Raw genomic sequence first — 19113 nt, 5'->3', positions numbered from 1 at the left:
TTGCCGGCAGTGAAGCAGACGACCAACCACGCGGCAACCGGTTTTCGCCTCGGTCAGGACACCTCGTGCCCGGGACGGGAGTCCTCGGCCGTCCCGGACATCTCGGCGTTCGCCCGGAGGACCGCGCGCCGGATCCCTTCGTAGCCCGTGCACCGGCACAGGTTGGAGGAGAGGAGCTCCCGCAGCCGGTCCGGTTCCTCGACCACGTTGCTGTCGGACTCGAGCGTCCCCACGGCGAGCATCAGGAATCCGGGCGTGCAGAATCCGCACTGCAGGGCGTGCTCGGCGGAGAACGCCCGCTGAATGGGGTGGGGTTCGCCCGCGGCGTCCTCCAGTCCCTCCACCGTGCGAACCGAGCGCCCGTTGCACTGCACCGCGAGCAGCAGGCAGGACCGCACCGCGGCACCGTCGACCAGGACCGTGCACGCCCCACAGACGCCGTGCTCGCAGCCCAGATGCGTGGCGGTCAGGCCCAGATCGTCGCGGAGCACGTCGGCGAGGATCCGGCGGGACTCCACCTCGAGTCGGTGCGCCTGCCCGTTCACGGTGAGCTCGACGTTCATCCGGCGTCCCCGGAGTCGCCTCGACCGGCGTCGGCGCGAAGGTCCGCGGCCGCCTGGTGAAGTGTGCGCCGAACCAGAACGGCGACCACGTGCCGCTGGTAGTCCACGTCGGCGTAGGGCTGGGCGCGGGGCGAGGCGTCGCGCTCGGCGGCGAGGCCCGCCGCGCGATGGAAGGGGCCGGCGTCGGCTCGCTGCCCTTCCGACTCGACCTGGTCGAACTCGGCACCGATCAGCGAAGTCTCGGCCGCGACCGCCCGGACCGGCCGGTCGGCCGCGTTGGCGAGCCCGATCCGGGCGCCGGTGATGACTCCGTCGTGGACCGTCAGCGTCGCCACGACGGCGATCTGGGCGAAGCTCGCGTGGGTCCGCCGGTGTTCGAGGAAGCCGACCCCGGTGTTCTGCTCCAGCAGCGGCAGCCGTACGCCGGTGATGAGCTGTCCCGGCTCGCGGGTGGTCAGGTGCGGGCCCCGGAAGTAGTCGTGGGCGCCGAGTGAGCGGTCGCCGTCGCCGCCGCGCACCTCGATGTCGGCGCCCAGGGCGACCGCGACGGTGCACCACTCGGAGGCGGGGTGCGCCCAGGCCAGGCTGCCCACCATGGTGCCGAGGGTACGGATCGGCGGGTGCGCGATGTGGTGCGCGGCGAGCGAGAGCAGCCGACCGAGTGGGCCGGGTGCCGCCCGCGGCGACTCGAAGACGCGATGCCGGACCAGTGCCCCGACCCGCAGGGCACCGTCGCCGACCCGCAGCGCGTCGAGGTCGGCGACCCGGTTGATGTCGACCACCAGGTCGGGCCGTGCCCGCCGGTAGTGCATCTCGATCAGGAGGCTCTGCCCTCCGGCGAGCACCTGCGCCTTCCGGTCGGTGTCGGCGAGCGCGGCCACAGCCTCGGCCACCGTACGCGGCGTCACGTAGTCGAACGCGGCCGGTTTCACCGTGTCTCCCCCGGACCCCGGCTCCGGGCGGCCCGCCAGACGACGTCCGGGGTGAGCGGCATCTGCAGCAGGTCGGGATCGGTGAGCTCCAGCGCGTCGGCCACGGCGTTCACGATCGCCGGCGGCATGCCGATGCACCCGGCCTCCCCCGCGCCCTTGGCGCCCAGCGGGGTCAACGGCGTCGGGGTGACGGAGTCGACGATGTCGATGGGCGGCATCTCCGAGATCGTCGGCAGCAGGTAGTCGAGCAGCCCGTTGGGCAGCAGCGGCGCGCCCGTCTCGTCGTACGGCACTCCCTCGTACAGCGCCTGACCGATGCCCTGGGCGGTCGATCCACGGGTCTGGCCCGTCGTCACCATCGGATTGAGCACCACGCCGTAGTCGTCGACCGCGACCAACCGCAGTAGGCGCACCGTGCCGAGTTCGACGTCGACCTCCACGAGCGCGATGTGGACGCCGAACGGGAAGGACGGCTCGGCCATGCGGAACCAGTTGTCGACGCGTAGCGGCCCGGTCAGCTCCACCAGGCGGCCGAGCTCGATCCGCTCCGACCCGCTGCTGAGCGTGCCCCGCGACCAGCCGACCTGCTCGACCGGCACTTCCCACACCCGGGCGGCGCGTTCCCTGGCCTGCTCGATCAGCGCGGTCGCGGCCTGGTGCAACGCCGCGCCACCAAGCTGTGCCGACCGGCTGGCGAAGGAGCCCATACCCTCCGGCACCGCGTCGGTGTCACCTTCCACCAGCCGGATCCGCGACTCGTCGATACCGAGGACGTCCGCCACCACGGACGGCAGGACCGTCTGGTGGCTCTGCCCACTGGAACTGGTGCCGCAGCGCGCGACCAGGGTCCCGTCCGTGCATGCCTCGACCCCGCCGAACTCGCTGAGCAGCACTCCCTCTCCGCCCGAACGCTCGACGTAGCAGCTCAGCCCGATGCCGAGCGGCGCCGCGCTCGGATCCGCTCGTCGCCGGGCCTGCTCGGTCCGCCAGCGCTCGTAGTCCAGCGTCCTGAGCGCCAACTCGAGGGCCGCGGGGTAGTTGCCGCTGTCGTAGCGTCGGCCGGTGGGTGTGTCGTACGGAAAGCGTTCGGGTGGGATGAAGTTCAGTCGACGGAGGTCGGCCGGGTCCATGCCCAACCGCCTGGCGAGCAGGTCCACCGTGCGCTCGACCGCGTAGGTCGCCTCGGGTCGCCCCGCGCCCCGGTAGGGGTAGGTCGACATCGTGGTGGTCAGCACCGACCGGACGGTCGCGTGCACCATCGGCGTGGCGTAGACGCCCGTGGCCATCAACGCGGTCTGCCTCGGCAGCGCGGCGCCGAGGTTCGGATACGCCCCGACGTCGGCGTCGATGTGCAGTTCGAACGCCAGCATGCGGCCGTCGGCGTCAGCGGCCAACCGGACCTGCTGGTCCTGCCCTCGGCCCCGGCTCCCCGCCAGGATCGTCTCGGCGCGGTCCTCGATCCAGCGGACGGGCCGATCGAGCAGGGCGGCGAGGTGGGCGACGGTGATGTACTCGGGGTACGTCGCGCTCTTGGACCCGAACGCGCCGCCGGTGTCCGGCACGACCACCCGGATCCGCTCGGGCGGCCACCCCAGCGCACCGGCCAGTTCACGCCGTAACCGGTGGGGCGCCTGGTGGGAGCACCAGACGCTGAGCCGGTCGCCCTCGGGTACGGCGAGGAAGGCCCGGCACTCCATCGGCGAGGGCAGCAACAGTTGCTGGCGATACCGCGCCTCGACCACGACGGCCGCACCCTGCCAGACCGCCTCCTCGATCGGGGCGCCGGTCGACGTTTCGAGGACGACGTTGTCCAGACCGTCGAAGAGCCGGACCGTTCCCGCGAGCGACTCGGCGGTGGTGAGCACCGGTGGCAGCGGATCGATCCGGACGTCGACCGCCGCCGCACCGTCCTCCGCGCTGTAGCGGTCGGAGCCCAGCACCACGGCGACCGACTCGCCGGCGTACCGGACCCGGTCCGTGGCGAGCGGCGACCACACCCGTCCGGCCGCCGCCTCGGGTACGCCCAGCGCGCCCGGGGCGAAGGGAAGTGTCGGGAGGTCCGGCAGGTCGGCGGCCGTCCACGCTCCCGCCACCTCAGGCACCTCGCGTGCCGCCGCACAGTCCACCGCACGGATCCAGCCGTGCGCGACGGGGCTCCGCACGAAGGCGGCGTCCAGGCATCCGGGAACGTCGATGTCCGCGACGTAGCGTCCTCGGCCGGTGAGTAGCCGCGAGTCCTCCCGCCTGGTCCAGCCCTGCGCCACGACGGCCTCCCGCAACCCGGATCCGCGTCCGACCACTACCCGGCCGGGAATCCGGCAAACCGAACACCCCGGCGGTGGCGAGCGCGGAAGCGGGTCGCGGGCGGGTACCGTCCGCGACCCCGCTCAGACGGCCGCGGAGGTGGTGGGCTGGACGCCTGGCCGACCGGCCTCGACCACGAAGCTGCCGGCGGTCTGGACCGGCGCGCCCTGGGTCCGGACGTACGGCACGACCCGGTAGTCGCTGTGCCACTCCGTCGGGCTGAGCGAGCAGCGAACGTAGCCGCGGCGGTTGTTGTAGAACTTCATGTTCGGGTTCGCCGCGAGCCACTCCCGGCCGCGGGTGTCCAGGTCGGAGCCGTCGCCTCCGGACGTGATCGACGTACCCAGGAACTCCGCACCCACGGTGGCCGAGGACGGATCGTCGAAGTTCACCTTCAGGTCGGTGACCATGCTGCAGTGGGCGTCGCCGGTGATGACGACCATGTTCTCCACGCCGCGCTCGGCGACCGCGTCGAAGATCCGTTGCCGGGCGGGCTCGTAGCCGTTCCAGTTGTCCATCGGCAGCAGGTCGCCGGGACCGGGGTCGCGGTCGGCCTTCGCCATCACGCTCTGGTTCGCGACGATCTTCCAGGTGGAGGTGGACCCGCCAAGACCGTCGATCAGCCACTGCTCCTGTTCGGCGCCGAGCATGGTGCGCGAGGGGTCCTTCGCCTCCTCGCACGGCACGTGCTGGCCGTCGCCACAGGCCTGGTCGTCGCGGTACTGCCTGGTGTCGATGACGTTGAACTCGGCCAGGCTGCCGTAGCGGAGGCGCCGGTAGATCCGCATGTCGGGACCGGACGGCAGCGAATCGCGGCGGAGCGGCATGTGCTCGTAGTACGCCTTGTACGCCACGGCGCGACGGGCCAGGAACTCCTCCGGCGACTGCGCCGGGTCCTCGGAGTTCTCGTCGGCGTAGTTGTTCTCGACCTCGTGGTCGTCCCACGTCACGATCCACGGGAAGGCCTGGTGCGCGTCACGCAGGAAGGGGTCGGTCTTGTGCTGCGCATGACGTACGCGGTAGTCGGCGAGGGAGAAGATCTCCGCCGCGGGCAGGTGTCCCCGCCCGATGCTGCCCTGCGCGGGTCCCTCGTAGATGTAGTCACCCAGGTGGACGACGAGGTCGAGGTCCTCCTGCGCCATGTGCTGGTACGCCGTGAAGTAGCCGTCGGGGTAGTTCTGGCAGGACGCGAACGCGAACCGCAGGTCGTTCGGCTGGCTGCCCGGCGCCGGTGCGGTCTTCGTACGACCGACCGGGCTGATGTCCCGGCCGACCCGGAACCGGTAGAAGTACTCCCGGCCGGGGCGAAGCTGGTCGACCTCGGCGTGCACGGAGTGTCCCCACTCCGGCGTGGCGCTCTCGACGCCCCGCGCCGTCACGCGACGGAAGTTCTCGTCCTCGCAGATCTCCCACCGGACCTCGACCCGCCGGTCGGGCATGCCGCCCAGGCCGTCCTCGGCCAGCGGCCGCGGCGCGAGCCGGGTCCACAGAACCACTCCCTCGGAGTGTGGATCGCCCGAGGCCACACCCAGGGAGAAGGGGTCGCCCCCGAACGTCGGGTCCGCCCACGCCTTCGCCTCGGAGAAGCCGGTCACGGACCACACGCCGCCGAGCCCCGCGGCGCCCGCCAGTCCCAGAAACCCACGCCTGTTGAGCTTTCGCACCTGCCCCACCCCTCATCCAACGATTCGGTCATCGCCGATCTTCAGGGGCCGAGATGATCAGCGGGATGGCCTGACGGTGACCGCCGGGCGACCAGGAATGCACCAGTTGTCGCTTTCCGACCCCCTCCGGGTGCGCACCGTGGCCGTTCGCGGCCGTCCGCGGCGGGTGGAAACGTCGAACGTGGGCAGGCTCTCGACGTCTGCTCGGCGAGACCTCGGCCTGGGGCGCACGGCTGGGGGCGTGGCCGAGGCATGGCCGGAAGGAGGGTGTCCGGTGGCCGGCACCGACGTGGACGTCGCGGTCGTGGGCGCCGGGCTGGCCGGGCTCGCGACCGCTGTGGACCTGACGGCCGCGAACCTCACCGTCGTCGTCTTCGAACGCGGAGATCGGCCGGGTGGCCGCGTCGCCACCGATCGCGTCGACGGGTTCACCCTCGACCGCGGTTTCCAGGTCCTGAACACCTCCTACCCGCAGGTCGTCCGCAGGTTGGATCTCGACGCCCTGGAGCCCCGCTCCTTCTCACCGGGCGCGCTCGTCCGGTACGGGCACGGGCTCCACCGGGTCGCGGACCCGCGCCGCAGTCCCGGATACCTCTCCTCGACGTTGTTCTCGGAGTTGCTGCCGTGGCGGTCGAAGGTCGCCCTCGCTGCGTACCTGGCCGAGGTCGCGGTCATGCCAGCGTCGCGGCTGCGTGAACGCGAGGAGACGACCGCGGCGGAGGCACTGCGAAGGCGCGGCCTCGACGGGCCACCGACGGAACGGTTCCTGCGTCCGTTCCTGTCCGGCGTTCTGGGCGAGGACGGACTCGAGACCTCCAGCCGCTTCGTCGACCTGGTGCTCCGCAGCTTCCTGCGCGGACGAACCGTCGTACCCGCGACAGGCATGTCCGCCATCCCGGAGCAATTGGCCGCGCGGCTGCCGGACGGGACCGTGCGGTACGGAACGACCGTCGAACAGGTGGGCCGCGGCCAGGTGCACCACGCGGGCGGGACGACACGAGCCCGCGCCGTCGTCGTCGCCACCGACCCGACGGGCGCCGGGCGCCTGCTGCCGTCGATGCCCGTACCTGCGATGCGGGCTCTCACGACCTGCTACCACGCCGCGCCGGTACCGCCGTTGGCCGAGCCGACGCTCGTCCTCGACGCGGAGGAACGGGTCGTCGCCAACTCCGTCGTCCTCACCGCGGCCGCCCCGTCGTACTCACCCGACGAGCGGGCCCTGGTCGCGACCTCGGTGCTCGGGCCGGACCGGGACGGGCCGCCGATCCGTGAGGACGTCGTCCGCCGGCGGCTCGCCTTTCTGTACGGCGTTCCCACCGATGACTGGGAGCACCTGCGCACGGTCGTGGTCACCCATGCCCTGCCGGCCGCGACACCGCCGCTCGGGGACCTACGCCGCACGGTGGACCTCGGCGACGGCATGTTCGTCACCGGCGACCACCGGGACACCCCCTCGATCCAGGGCGCCCTGGCCAGCGGCACCCGGACCGCCAGGGCGGTCCTTCGCTCGTTGGCGTGATGGGTGGTGCCTGCCTCCATCGGGCAGGTCCCCGGCGCATCCCGGTCGCGCCAGCTGCCCACGACGCAGCGCAACGTGCGATTGCCTTCGTGGGTTTCGCCAAGTAGGGTTCACGTTGTGACTGCCGGGTCGGCCATGGGCCACAACCGAGTGAGGCACCCGGCGACCACGTGATCGCCGGGCGGGCCAGAGGCCCGCCTTTCCTCTCTCCGCACGAGTTCGCGTGCGGTTCTCTCATCTTCAGGTGGCGCCGTCCGCCGTCTGCGCGCTGGCTGCCGTATCCGCGGCTTCCGCCGTCCGCGCGCCGGCTGCCGCCGCCTCCGCGACGAACCACCGACCGGGCCGGATACTCCGATGCCCGTCGGGTACGTGTCGCGCCCTCCCACCACCTGTGCGCACCACGGTCGACCTACCTCCCGTGGTGAACCCTGCCCTGCCCACAGCAGGGCGACATCGTCATGCCCGCGGTCGGTTTCGCGGGACCACCAGCCCTGGAGAAGACAACGAGAATGCCCATCGACTTCAACCGACAGATCATCGAGGAGTTCCGCGCCAACGCCGGGCAGGTCGGTGGCCCCTTCGAGGGCGCCCGACTGTTGCTCCTGACCACCATCGGCGCGCGGACCGGCGCGCCGCACACGGTTCCACTCGGCTACCTCCCCGATGGTGGCGAACGCACGCTGGTCATCGCCTCGGCCGGAGGTGGTCCGAGACATCCGGCCTGGTACCACAACCTGGTCGCCGATCCTCGCGTCCGAGTCGAGGACGGTGTCTTCACCTACGAGGCGGATGCCGTCGTCCTGACCGGCGACGAACGCGACCGCGTCTTCGCCCGCGCGGCAGAGGCGGATCCGGGCTGGGCGGACTACCAGGCGAAGACCACCCGCGTCATCCCCGTCGTCGCCCTCCAGTCGGTCTCTGGCGGACCGAACGCGACATCCTTGGCGACGGCGCTGAAGGCACTCCACGACGCGTTTCGACGAGAGCTCACCCTGATCCGCAAGGAGGTCGCCGCCTCCGGTCCGCGCCTCGGTGCCCAACTGCGGGTCAACTGTCTGACGCTGTGTGGGGGGCTCCATCACCACCACACCGGCGAGGACACCGGACTGTTCGCGGTTCTGGAGCAGCGGTATCCAGAGCTCGGCCCCACGTTGGACCGCTTGCGTCAGGAGCACCAACGAATCGGCTCCCTGCTCGAGGACCTGCAGGCGATCCTGTCCGAGGAGGGTGCGGATCCGCTTCAGGTGCGTGCGGAGGTCGAACGACTCACGGACGAGCTGGAGAACCACCTGACCTACGAGGAGGACCAGCTCATCCCGGTTCTGGAGGCGTCCACGCCCTGACCGAGGACCGGTGCGTGCCGAAGGCCCCGAGTGGAGGGGCCTCGGCACGCCCCGCGCGGGTTCCGCAAGGTGACCTTGCGCTCCCCGCAAGGTTTCACCTGGACAGCTCTACTCGTAGACGACCTTGCTCGTCTCGTGTGCGTTGATCCATTCCCAGTTCAGGGTCACACCCAGACCCGGGCCCTGCGGCACCGACACGTGTCCGTGCTCGTCGACCGAGTCCAGGTCGTCGGAGTACCCGTCCGCGTACAGCGGACAGTGCTGACGCTTCGGGTCCAGACCCGGCGCCACCAGGCCGAGCTCGTAGTAGTTGGTGTTACGGATGGACGCCATGCAGTGCCGGTGCGCCGGACCGGGCGCGTGGATCTCACAGTCGAGTCCGAAACCCTCCGCCGCGTGCGCCAACTTCATCACGCCGGTGATTCCACCGTCGTAGTCGGCGTCGGCACGGACGTAGTCGGTGCCGTCGGCGACGATCTGGTCGACGTGCGGCTCCAGACCTCGCACATGCTCACCGAGCAGCAGTGGGGTGCGAATCAGCTGCCGGAGCTTGCGGTGCGCGAACGACGACACACCACCGTCCTTGTACGGGTCCTCGTACCAGAAGAAGCCCGCCTCGTCACACGCACGGCCGACCGTCAGCGCGTCGCCGAACGTGTCGTACTCACAGGCCGGGTCGAGCATGAGGTCCATGCCGTCGCCGACCGCCTCTCGGGTGGCCAGTACGGCGGCGGCCTCCCGCTGGATCGGGCCGTGCCCCCATCCGTGGATCTTGAACGCCGGATAGCCCATCTCACGGCACTGAACGGCGAAGTCGGCGAAGGCCTGCGGGCTGGACAGACCGCCGTTCTCGTCACCGTGGTAGGTCGAGGCGTAGGCGGGCAGGCTGGTGCGGAAGCCACCCAGCAGCTCATACACGGGCGCGTCGTACACCTTGCCTGCGATGTCCCACAGCGCGATGTCGATCGGTCCCATCCCGAACCGATCGTGCTTGCGCAGCGCTCGTTTGATGTCGTTCCAGATGAGCTCGCGGGCCATGGCGTCCCTGCCGATCAGGTACCGCGCGACCATGCCGAGCTGCGCGTAGGACACCGAGTTGCCGCCGGCGTACTCACCGGTGACTCCGGCGTCGGTCTCGACCGTGAGGACGTAACCGCCCTGCTTCGCCGAACTGCCGCGCTCATAGACCTGGTTGAACCCGTTGTAGTCGACACCGAGGTCGGGCATCGTCCATTGGTACTGTCGCACTGTCAGCCGCTGGATCCGAAGGTCCCGTGACATCCTGCTCCTCATCAGACGGAAGCGCGTCGCCAGGTATGACCGGACGCGATCTCATGAGTCTGCAACAGGACGCGTACGCCATCCCGCCTCGGGATGTCCGCTGGCCTGTGCCGGCCAGGGCGCAGGCGGTGCCGCGTCAGGACGCCGACGCCCAGAAGTCCGTGAGCATCTGCGCGGAACAACGCGGATCCTGGAGCATCCACCAGTGGCCCAGCCCGGGCAGTTCCTCGACCCTGGCGTCGGCGCGCGCGGCCGCGCGGCGGCGCATCTCCGGCGATCCGACATAGTGGTCCTCGGCGGCGAGGACGGCGAGTCCGGGTCGGGCAGCCGCGGCCGGCAACTGCTCACCCAGCTCCCGCATGACCGACTCGGGCGCCGAGCGATACAGCGAGAGTACGCATCGCCCCATCTCCGGGCCCATGCCCGACGCGAGGTCCATCGCCACGTCGTGGCTCACACCCATCGATTCCAGGCCCGCAGCGCGCTCGGCGACAGAGCCCGCCATCATGGAGTCGACGACCTGCTCGCCGGTGCCTGGTGCCTGCCACAGCTTGGCCAGGTCGTGCCAGACGTACTCCGGGTCGTAGACACCGACGACATCGCTTGTCCAGGTGCGCAACAGGTCCGGACGGATCAGCGCGACGTTCACGACATGACCCCCGCCCCAGTCGTGACCCACCAGGTCGACGGGTTCGCCGATCGACTCGAGCTCGGCCACCAACCAGTCGCGGTAACTCTCCCAGGTCGCTCCGAAGCCCTCCGGCACCGGAGCACCGAAGCCAGGCGGGGACAGCCGGACAACGTCGTCGCGTCCCAGCTCGGAGACCATCGGCCCCCAGACCGCGTCAGTCTCAGGGTTGCCGTGGACGAGCACTACCGTCATGGTCCACCTCTCACGGTGTCTCTGACTTTGCTGCCTTGCCTGGCGTTTCTGGTGCTCCTCGATGCTGTCGGCCGCGCGGCGCGGTCCTCGACCAGTCGAGATGGCGACGCGGTTCGCGCCTGCCGGTGTCGACCGCCGATCCGACGGGGAACGTTCCTTCACATGACCACTCCGCAGCGAATAGCGCGCGTACTTACCGAGCGCCACGGTACGACATATGCCGACCAGGCCGGTATCAGGCTTCGCGACGCCCCGAGTCCGCTGTACCAGCTACTCGTCCTCTCGGTCCTGCTCTCCGCGCGGATCAGTTCCGACATCGCTGTCGCCGCGGCCCGCGAACTCTTCAGTGCCGGCTACCGCTCACCGGCCGCAATGCGGGATGCGACCTGGCAAGATCGGGTTGACGCTCTCGGGCGTGGCCACTACCGCCGTTACGACGAGCGCACGGCGACGATGCTGGGCAACGGGGCGAAGCTGGTCGCCGAACGCTGGAAGGGCGACCTACGCCGGCTCCATGCCGAAGGTCAGGACGTCGAGGGTGTGACCACCCTTCTGCAGGAGGTCCCAGGCCTCGGTCCCGCAGGCGCCTCGATCTTCTGCCGCGAGGTGCAGGGGGTGTGGCCCGATCTCGCGCCCTACGTCGACAGCCGTACGGCGAAAGGCGCCGAACTGGTAGGGCTGCCCACCTCGCCGAGCAAGCTCGCGAAGCTCGGCCACGACGGCGACCTGCCCAAACTGGTCGCCGCATGCGTACGAGCCTCCCTGTCGAAGGACGTCGTCGAGGACGTGCGCAGCGCGGTCTGAACGACAGGTGAGGTACCTGCCCGGGAAGGCGGGGGTCGTTCCTGATCCCCTCGCGGCGGTGGCCGTGGCGAAGTTTTCGTGCGTTGTGCTCGACCTGCCCATCGCGAAGGCGAGGATCGGGAGCTCGCGTCGTTCCGATCCATCCGACGGTGAACCCGGCCCGCGCTCGCGTCTCGAGGTGCGCGGGGCGTGAGCGCGGGCTGCCGAACGAACGAGGGTCCGGGCGGTAGATTGGTAAGTAGGTGATTACTTACTAGCGGAACGGACGGCGACGGAATGGGGCGAACGCTGCTGGTCACGGGGACCTCGCGCGGGCTCGGGCGGGCACTGGCCGAGACCGCGCTGGCGGCCGGAGATCGGGTCGTGGCGACGGCTCGCGACACAAACGCCCTGCGGGACCTGCTCGAGCGTTACCCCGAGACCGCATGTGCCGTGCCCCTCGACGTCACGGACGCCCAGGCGGCGCGGGACGCGGTGGACTTCGCCGTGGAGTCCTTCGGTCGCCTGGACGTGGTGATCAACAACGCCGGCTACTCCGACATCGCCGCCCTGGAGGACACCTCGTTGGACGACTTCCGGGCACAGCTGGAGACGAACCTCTGGGGCGCGATTCACGTCACCAAGGCCGCGCTGCCCCTGTTGCGGGCGCAGCGTGGCGGGCACGTGGTGCAGATCTCCTCGGTCAGCGGCCGGCTCGCTCCCCTCGCCGGTCTGGGGCCCTACGTGACCGCGAAGTTCGCGTTGGAAGGCTTCTCCGAGGCGCTGGCGCTGGAGGTCGCTCCGTTCGGGGTGAAGGTCACGATCGTGGAGGCGGGTTCGATGGCGACGTCCCTGTACTCGGCGATGACGGTGTCGACACCCAGCCCTCCCTACGCCGACGCCCTCGCCCCGATGCTCGGACGTCACAGCAGCCCGGCGGCCAGGGAGCGGGGCGTGCGTCCACGCCGCGCGGCCGAGGTCGTCCTGAGCGTTCTCGACCTGGCCGATCCTCCCCTCTGGCTCCCCCTGTCCGGAGAGGCGGTCGACCACATCCGCCGCGCCGACCAGCGCAAGCTCGCCGAGTTGGACCGATGGGAGCGGCTCAGCCGATCGGCCGACACGGAGGCTCCGGATGGCAGCTGAGCAGGCGCCCCCTACTCCGGCCGTCCGCGACGCGACCGCCACCCGGCGCCGAATCCTCCAGGCCGCGACCGTCGAGTTCGCCGCCTCCGGGCTGGCGGGCGCGCGCGTGAGCCGGATCGCGGAGCGTGCCCGGGCCAACCAGCGAATGCTCTACGCGTACTTCGGCAGCAAGGACGGCCTGTTCGACGCCGTACTCGAACACCACGTCCTGGTGGCCCAGGACGCGGTGACCTTCGAGGCCACTGATCTGCCCGGCTACGCCCAGCAGGTCTTCGACGTCTACCGCACCCGTCCCCACCTCGTACGGCTGGCGCTGTGGCAGGCTCTGGAACGGCCCGACCTCATGCGCTCGCTCACACCGGTGGTCCGCACGATGTCGGACAAGGTCGCCGTCATCGCTCGCGCGCAGGCGGCTGGGCTGGTCAGCGACGCGCTGCCGGCAGACCGCCTGCTCGACCACATCCTGACGTTGGCGCACGGCAATCTGGTGCTGGCCGGGCGCGCGTACTCCTGGTCCGACGCGCAGCGCCACGACCTCGGTGTCAGCGTGGCCCTGCTGACCGCTCCAGGCGGCGCACCACCGAAGGAAGAGTGAACGGGCACAGACCGAAGTAGGTCGCAACACGCAGGTAACAAGATCGGCAGAGTAGCTTCACATGGCCTCACTACGTTCCCGGAATCGACGCCACAGCGATCCACGGCGGCCCGCGACGCGTCGAGTCCCCTTCGACGAGAGGCCCTCATTTGTCACAGCAGACTCGGCGCACGACGCGTGTCGCCGCGGCAGCGCTGGTACTGGCCGGCCTGCCCGCCATCCTGTTTCAGGGGAGCGCCCTGGCCGCACCGGAGGACCGCTCGACCGCGGTGGCCTCCGGAGACGACTGGTCTGTCACTCGGGTCGCGGGCGGCTTCCAGGTCACCCTCGACCTTGACCGGACGCTCCCCGTCACGGCAAGCGCCCCGACGCTCTCCGTCGACGGCGTGGACCTCGGTCCCGCCGTCGAGTCCGCTGACGGGAGGTCGCTGACGCTCGTCACCGCCGACCCGTCCGTGGCGGACGCCAACGCGGTCACCACCGATGCCTTCGGGGTGCAGACGAACGCCAGGCAAGGCACTCCCGCGACGCCCCGCGCCAAGAAGCCCGCACCCCCGATCACGCCCAGGACCTTGCGGGCCGATCCCGCGAAGCTCGGTTCCTACCACGTCTCCGAGGCCACGTACGCATTTGGCGACCAAGCGCTTCCGCTGCTCAACTTCGGCGGGATCCGCGGCGAGTTCGAGGGCAAGATCTACTTGCCCGACGGCACGGGCGAGAAGCCGGTCGTCATCCTGCTGCACGGCCGGCACTCCTCCTGCTATGGCCCCGGCGCCGCGAACCCGGCGCGCTGGCCCTGCCTCGCCACCCCCGACAGCACCGAGCAGCGCTGGTCGATCCCGAGCTACCTCGGTTACGACGCTCCGGCACGCGCCCTCGCCAGCAACGGCTACGCGGTGGTGTCCGTCTCGGCCAACGCCATCAACGCCAACGACAACCAGCTCGCCGCCGACTACGGCGCCCAGGCCCGGGGTGAGCTGATCCTCGACACCCTGCGGATGTTGAAGAAGGCCAACGCCGGGCAGCAGGTCGTCTACCACGACGCGTTCACCGACCAGGACGTCAGCCTCGGCGAGGCCCTCGACGGTGACATCCGACCCTCCGACCTCGTGCGCCGGCTCGACCTCGACGATGTCGGGATCATGGGCCACTCCCGCGGTGGTGAGGGAGTCGTCGCCGCGTCCAACCTGAACGACGCGCTCCCGGTCGCCCAGCAGTTCGGAATCAAGGCGGTGCTCCCGCTGGCGCCCGTCGACTACAACCGGATGTCGTTGCCCAACGCGGCGACCGCGACGATCCTGCCGTACTGCGACGGCGACGTCGAGAACCTCATGGGTCAGCACATCGTCGACGACTCCAGGCACAACTTCGACGACAACGTGCTCCGCTCCACCGTGCTCGTGATGGGTACCAACCACAACTTCTTCAACACGATCTGGACACCCGGCGGCTGGCCCTCGGGCACGGCCGACGACTGGGTGTCCGGTGCCAGCGGTGCCGACGACCCGGTGTGCGCCCCGACCGCCGCGGACACCACCCGCCTCACCGCGCCGGAGCAGGTCGAGGTCGGCACCGCCTACATGGCGGGCTTCTTCCGGCTGGTGCTCGGTGACGAGAAGGAGTTCCAGCCGCTCTTCGACGGCTCCGACGTGATCGCGCCCTCGACACCGTTCGCCGACGTCAAGGTGGTCGCGACACAGCCCGCGAAGTCCCGCGTCGACATCAACACCTTCGAGCGCACCAGCTCCGCCGTGCGACTCTACGGCGGCGCCACCGCCGACGTCTGTGCCAGCATGGCCGGTCTGGCAGTCCCGCAGACCATGCCGTACTGCTCGACCACGCTGAACCAGGCCGCCCTCCCCCACTGGTCGCCGGCGCTGTGGTCGCCGAACACCCCGTCCTCCCCCATGCTGCACGTGCGCTGGACCTCCGGCGACGGTGAGGTACGAGTCAGCGTTCCCGCGAAGGCACGCAACGTCAACTCCTACGACCAGATCTCGGTGAAGATGGCCGCGGACGAGTTCGTCGCCACCGGAACGGACGTCACCGTCAGCGTCCTCGACGGGTCCGGGCACACCTGGTCCGCGCTCGTCTCCGACCTGAACCCGGACGCGGTCACCCGGATGCCGGGTGTCAACTCGCCCTGGCTGCGCAAGGTCATCCTGCAGCAGGTGACGATCCCGACCTCCTGGCTGTCCGGACTCGACCGCAAGGACATCCGCGAGGTGCGGTTCACCGCGGCACCGGGAGCGGACGGGACCGAGTCCGGAGGCGTCTACCTGTCCGACCTCTCGGCGGAGAGGCGAACGGTCGGTGCACGAGTTCCCGCGCGGCAGGCCACCGTCGACGTCGCGCCGGCGAACGTGGAGGAGGCCGCCGGACCCGGTACCGCCAAGGTGGCGGCGGTCCTGTCCCGTCCGGTCGACCACCCGGTCAGCGCCTACGTGAGCGTCTTCGGCGCCGCCACCGGCAAGGCCGGCCTGACGATGAGCAAGGTCACCTTCACACCGGGCCAGGTGTGCGTACCCGTGGCCGTCCCCACCTACGGCGACACACTTCCGAGCGCCACCCCGTCCACGTCCTTCAAGGTCTCGGCGACGAACGTGGCCGGGGCGGTCATGGGCGACAACGGTCTCGGAACGCTCACGGTTCGCGAGGACGACGGAGTGGTCGGTGGCACCCCGGCACCCGAGGTCGGCATGGCCGGTGACGCCTGCCGGGAGTACGCCGCCACCTTGACGCCGGGCAAGCTGAAGGTGAACCGAGGCAGCGTCAGGGTCGGCGAGACGATGGCGCTCACGGCGGGCGGCTACCGGTCCGGGGAGAGCGTGGAGTTCCTCCTCGGCTCGACCTCGCTCGGCCGGGCCGTTGCCGACCGGCAGGGCACCGTGTCGTACGTCGCGTCGGTGCCTTCCGACGTCACGGTAGGGAAGACCCCGGTCACCGCCGTCGGTGCCGGCTCCCGCTACACCACCGAGACGGAGGTGACCGTCAGGGCCGGGCACGGACGCGGCTGAGCCGAGCGTTCGACCACACCGCGGCCGGTTCTCCGGCCGCGGTGTGGTGTCCAGGTGAGCTTGACGACGCGGGTCCCGCCTCCTGACGGTCACCCGCGCGACCACCTTCCGTGCCGACGAAACCAGCGGTCAAGCCGGCGCTCACCCGACGTCCATCACGCCGTCACCCGCCCCTCGGCATGGGTCGGATCGCGCGTCAGGAGCCCTGACCTCAGGGCGGAACTGCCCCGCACCTCGCGTAGCATCGATCCCGATTTCCCCGCCGTGGCGACGAAGACGTCGGCAAGTGAGATGTGAGGCACGATCATCCATGGGCGAGCGCCAGTATGACGTGGTCGTTGTCGGCGCTGGATATGCCGGCCTCAGTAGTGCCGAGCGACTGCGGCGGGACGGCTACGACGTCCTGGTGCTCGAGGCACGCGATCGCGTTGGTGGGCGGATCTGGAGCGCACCGCAACCACTCCCTGACGGCAGCCTGATCAAGCTCGACCTTGGTGGCCAGTGGGTCGGTCCCACCCAGAACCACCTCCTCGGTCTGCTCGACCGGTTCGGCATCAGGACCCAGCCGACGCCGGCCGCAGGTGCCGAGACGTACCTCTTCGACGGGGAGCGCCTCCCCGAACTCCCCCTCGACGTCGAGCGGGTTCTGGACGAGCTGGACCGACTCAGCGAGGACGTCCCGCTCGAGCGCCCGTGGACCCACCCGCGGGCAGAGGAACTCGAACTCCCCTTCGCCGCCTGGTTGCGTCAGCACGCGACGGCGAGCACCGCCCGCTTCGTCGACCGAGCGGTCGCCGGCGCCTTCCTCGCCTGCGGCGCCGAGGACGTGTCCACCCTGGACGTGCTCTTCTACATCCGCAGTGGCGGCGGTGTCGCGTCCCTGGCCAGCTGCGAAGGGGGTGCCCAGGAGTCCCGCATCGACGGTGGGGCACAACGGGTCGCCAACGCGATCGCGGACACCTTGGGCGCGGAGACCATCCGGTTCGACGAGCCTGTGGTCCGGATCGAGCAGGGCGGCCACCAGACTGTCGTGGTCTCGACCAAGGGTCGCTACCGGACAAGGTATGTCGTCGTCGCCGTTCCACCGGCGCTGGCCGCGCGGATCGACTACACGCCGTCCCTGCCGACTCGACGTGCTGGTCTGTTCGACGCGATGCCGCACGGCTACGCCATGAAGTGGCAGACGGTCTACGCCGAACCGTTCTGGCGCGAGGCGGGTCTGTCGGGAATCGGCATCTACGACGAGGGTGTCATCTCCGAGACCTTCGACAACTCCAAGCCGGACGAGAACGGCAACCCGCGCGGCATCCTCGTGGCGTTCGTCTACGGCAGCGAGGCGCACCGGCTTCGTGAGCTCGCAGTCCCACAGCAGCGACAACTCGTCCTCGAGCGGTTGGCGACGCTCTACGGTGAGAGCGCGCGCCACCCGCTGACCATCGTGCACCACGACTGGAGCACCGACCCCTGGACGCGAGGCTGCTTCTCCGCCCACTTCCGACCCGGAGGTTGGACCAGCTACGGTCCCGCGCTCCGTGAACCGGTGGGTTCCATCCACTGGGCCGGCACCGAGACGGCGGTGCGATGGAACGGTTACATCGACGGAGCGATCTCCTCCGGGCTGCGCGCGGCGGCCGAGATCACCGCAGTTCGATGACCGGCGTGCGGGCGATCCCGTTGTAGTCCGTGGCGGAAACCGCAGTGTACGCACCCATCATCGGACTGACCAGATAGTCCCCCACCTCCAACTCGGGCAGTGGACACTCGGTCGTCACGACGTCCACGCTGTCACAGGTGGGGCCGGCGACCGTACTCGGCGACAGGGGCAGCGCGCGTCCGGCCTCGAGTTCGCGGAGAGCGATGACGTGCGGTGTGACGTTCTCGAAGATGACGTTGGAGTAGCTGCCGTACACACCATCGTCGATGTAGTACCACTGCCTGCCGCCACGCATGCTCTTGCCCACGACCTGGGTGACCAGGGTCATCGAGGGAGCCACCAGGAAACGACCGGGCTCGGAGAGAATCCGCACCCGACCGACCAGTGGTTCGAGCAGTGGGCTGATGGCGTGTGAGATCTCCTCGATGGTCGGCGCGGGAGCGAGATAGTCCACCGGAAACCCGCCACCGATGTCGAGAACGGACAGCGTGACGTGCTGGGTCGCTTCGACCGCGTCCATCAGTTGGATGGCTTTCTGGATCGCCTCCACGTAGGCCTGCGCGGAGTGGATCTGGCTACCCACGTGCAGGGAGAAGCCCGCGACCTTCAGGCCCTGCCGCCGTGCGTACCGGACGAGGCTCTCGGCCTCCGTCGGAGCCACGCCGAACTTGAACGACAGGTCGCTCTTCGCGTCGACATTACGAAAACTGAGCCGGACGAGTAGCTGAACCCGGACGGCGTACGGAACGAACTTGTCCACCTCGGAGGCGTTGTCGACAACGAAGGTGGTCAGGTCCGCGGCGAGCGCGTACCTGATGTCACGCGGCTTCTTGATCGGGTTCGTGTGGATGCAACGCTCGGGCGCGACCTTCTGCGCCTGTACAAGGTCCACGTCGCTGTTGGTCATGACGTCGAAGTAGCCGCCACACTCGTCCACCGCGGCGATGACCGCCGGGTGACGCAGGGCCTTGATCGCGAAGTGATGCCTGACCATGGGCAACGCGTTCTCGAGAGCGCGGTACTGCCGCTTCACCTGCTCGGCGTCGAGAAAAAACAACGGCGAGGGATAGGAGCGTAGCCGCGACCGCAGTGACATTGTTTCGAAGTAGTTCGCAAGGTCACGCACCACGTTCGCGCGGACTTCGTCCCGCATGTCACTTGCACCCGTTCTTTCGAGAGTCGATGAGCTTCATGTCGCGATTTGTGGCATGACGAATTCATGCGCCAGGGCGAGCGTGCGGGCTTTTCCAGCGCCGGAGAATTTCTTGAGAGGATCTTGACCGCGTGGTTTTTCGGGATCGTGTCGCGCCGGGTAACGCCGACTGAAGGCTTGACCACCAGACGCTCGCGGGGCACCTGGCCGACGGAACGCAACCTCGTCACCACGCCAGGGCGAAGACTCGCGCACGCATCGCGACGAGCGTCAACTTCG

The 19113-nt window shown here is 69.8% G+C and carries 14 protein-coding genes; 7 read left to right on the top strand and 7 right to left on the bottom strand.

Annotation, left to right across the window (positions count from 1 at the left end; translation table 11 throughout):
- Positions 1 to 53: 53 nt before the first annotated feature.
- From HEB94_RS29425 to HEB94_RS29410, 4 genes are all read right to left on the bottom strand, one after another.
- On the bottom strand, positions 54 to 563 hold the full coding sequence (locus HEB94_RS29425; RefSeq protein ID WP_192752890.1) for a (2Fe-2S)-binding protein: 510 nt from the start codon (positions 561 to 563) through the stop codon (positions 54 to 56).
- Positions 560 to 1495 (bottom strand): FAD binding domain-containing protein, encoded by a 936-nt coding sequence (locus HEB94_RS29420; RefSeq protein ID WP_192752889.1) that lies wholly within the window; start codon positions 1493 to 1495, stop codon positions 560 to 562. Before HEB94_RS29420 ends, HEB94_RS29425 begins: the two co-directional genes overlap by 4 nt.
- Positions 1492 to 3774, bottom strand: coding sequence for a xanthine dehydrogenase family protein molybdopterin-binding subunit (locus HEB94_RS29415; RefSeq protein ID WP_202896626.1), 2283 nt, complete (start codon positions 3772 to 3774; stop codon positions 1492 to 1494). Before HEB94_RS29415 ends, HEB94_RS29420 begins: the two co-directional genes overlap by 4 nt.
- Before the next feature lie 108 nt (positions 3775 to 3882).
- Positions 3883 to 5463, bottom strand: a complete 1581-nt coding sequence (locus tag HEB94_RS29410; protein ID WP_192752888.1) for an alkaline phosphatase D family protein — start codon at positions 5461 to 5463, stop codon at positions 3883 to 3885.
- Positions 5464 to 5737: 274 nt separating this feature from the next.
- Between HEB94_RS29410 and HEB94_RS29405 the strand changes: the two genes are divergently transcribed.
- Together HEB94_RS29405 and HEB94_RS29400 are read left to right on the top strand one after the other, a co-directional pair.
- Complete coding sequence (locus HEB94_RS29405) at positions 5738 to 6982, top strand: FAD-dependent oxidoreductase (RefSeq protein WP_202896625.1); 1245 nt, start codon at positions 5738 to 5740, stop codon at positions 6980 to 6982.
- Positions 6983 to 7491: 509 nt separating this feature from the next.
- Complete coding sequence (locus tag HEB94_RS29400) at positions 7492 to 8325, top strand: nitroreductase/quinone reductase family protein (RefSeq protein WP_192752886.1); 834 nt, start codon at positions 7492 to 7494, stop codon at positions 8323 to 8325.
- A 108-nt stretch (positions 8326 to 8433) separates the two neighbouring features.
- Here HEB94_RS29400 and HEB94_RS29395 read toward each other — a convergent pair whose 3' ends face one another.
- Positions 8434 to 9552, bottom strand: coding sequence for an enolase C-terminal domain-like protein (locus HEB94_RS29395; RefSeq protein WP_202896624.1), 1119 nt, complete (start codon positions 9550 to 9552; stop codon positions 8434 to 8436).
- Between the two features lie 190 nt (positions 9553 to 9742).
- Complete coding sequence (locus HEB94_RS29390; protein ID WP_192752884.1) at positions 9743 to 10489, bottom strand: alpha/beta fold hydrolase; 747 nt, start codon at positions 10487 to 10489, stop codon at positions 9743 to 9745.
- Between the two features lie 162 nt (positions 10490 to 10651).
- On the opposite strand from HEB94_RS29390, the gene HEB94_RS29385 reads away from it, so the two are divergent.
- The 5 genes from HEB94_RS29385 to HEB94_RS29365 all read left to right on the top strand — a co-directional run bounded on the left by HEB94_RS29385 (position 10652) and on the right by HEB94_RS29365 (position 17681).
- Positions 10652 to 11293, top strand: a complete 642-nt coding sequence (locus HEB94_RS29385) for an endonuclease (protein WP_192752883.1) — start codon at positions 10652 to 10654, stop codon at positions 11291 to 11293.
- 276 nt (positions 11294 to 11569) lie between these two features.
- Complete coding sequence (locus tag HEB94_RS29380) at positions 11570 to 12415, top strand: SDR family NAD(P)-dependent oxidoreductase (RefSeq protein ID WP_192752882.1); 846 nt, start codon at positions 11570 to 11572, stop codon at positions 12413 to 12415.
- Positions 12405 to 13010 carry a TetR/AcrR family transcriptional regulator gene (locus tag HEB94_RS29375; protein WP_202896623.1) on the top strand — a complete coding sequence of 202 codons (606 nt, stop codon included), beginning with the start codon at positions 12405 to 12407 and terminating at the stop codon, positions 13008 to 13010. Before HEB94_RS29380 ends, HEB94_RS29375 begins: the two co-directional genes overlap by 11 nt.
- A gap of 149 nt (positions 13011 to 13159) precedes the next feature.
- Positions 13160 to 16027, top strand: coding sequence for an alpha/beta hydrolase (locus tag HEB94_RS29370; protein WP_192752881.1), 2868 nt, complete (start codon positions 13160 to 13162; stop codon positions 16025 to 16027).
- Between the two features lie 310 nt (positions 16028 to 16337).
- Positions 16338 to 17681 carry a flavin monoamine oxidase family protein gene (locus tag HEB94_RS29365; RefSeq protein ID WP_192752880.1) on the top strand — a complete coding sequence of 448 codons (1344 nt, stop codon included), beginning with the start codon at positions 16338 to 16340 and terminating at the stop codon, positions 17679 to 17681.
- On the opposite strand, the gene HEB94_RS29360 is transcribed toward HEB94_RS29365, so the two are convergent.
- The gene (locus tag HEB94_RS29360) at positions 17665 to 18834 is read right to left on the bottom strand and encodes a type III PLP-dependent enzyme (RefSeq protein WP_192752879.1); all 1170 of its coding nucleotides are present in this window, start codon (positions 18832 to 18834) and stop codon (positions 17665 to 17667) included. The genes HEB94_RS29365 and HEB94_RS29360 overlap by 17 nt on opposite strands.
- Positions 18835 to 19113 lie beyond the last annotated feature (279 nt).

The sequence above is a fragment of the Actinopolymorpha pittospori genome (assembly GCF_014873875.1).
GTDB lineage: Bacteria > Actinomycetota > Actinomycetes > Propionibacteriales > Actinopolymorphaceae > Actinopolymorpha > Actinopolymorpha pittospori.
Note: the sequence above shows the minus strand (reverse complement) of the source record. Positions and strands in the feature narration are given on the sequence as shown.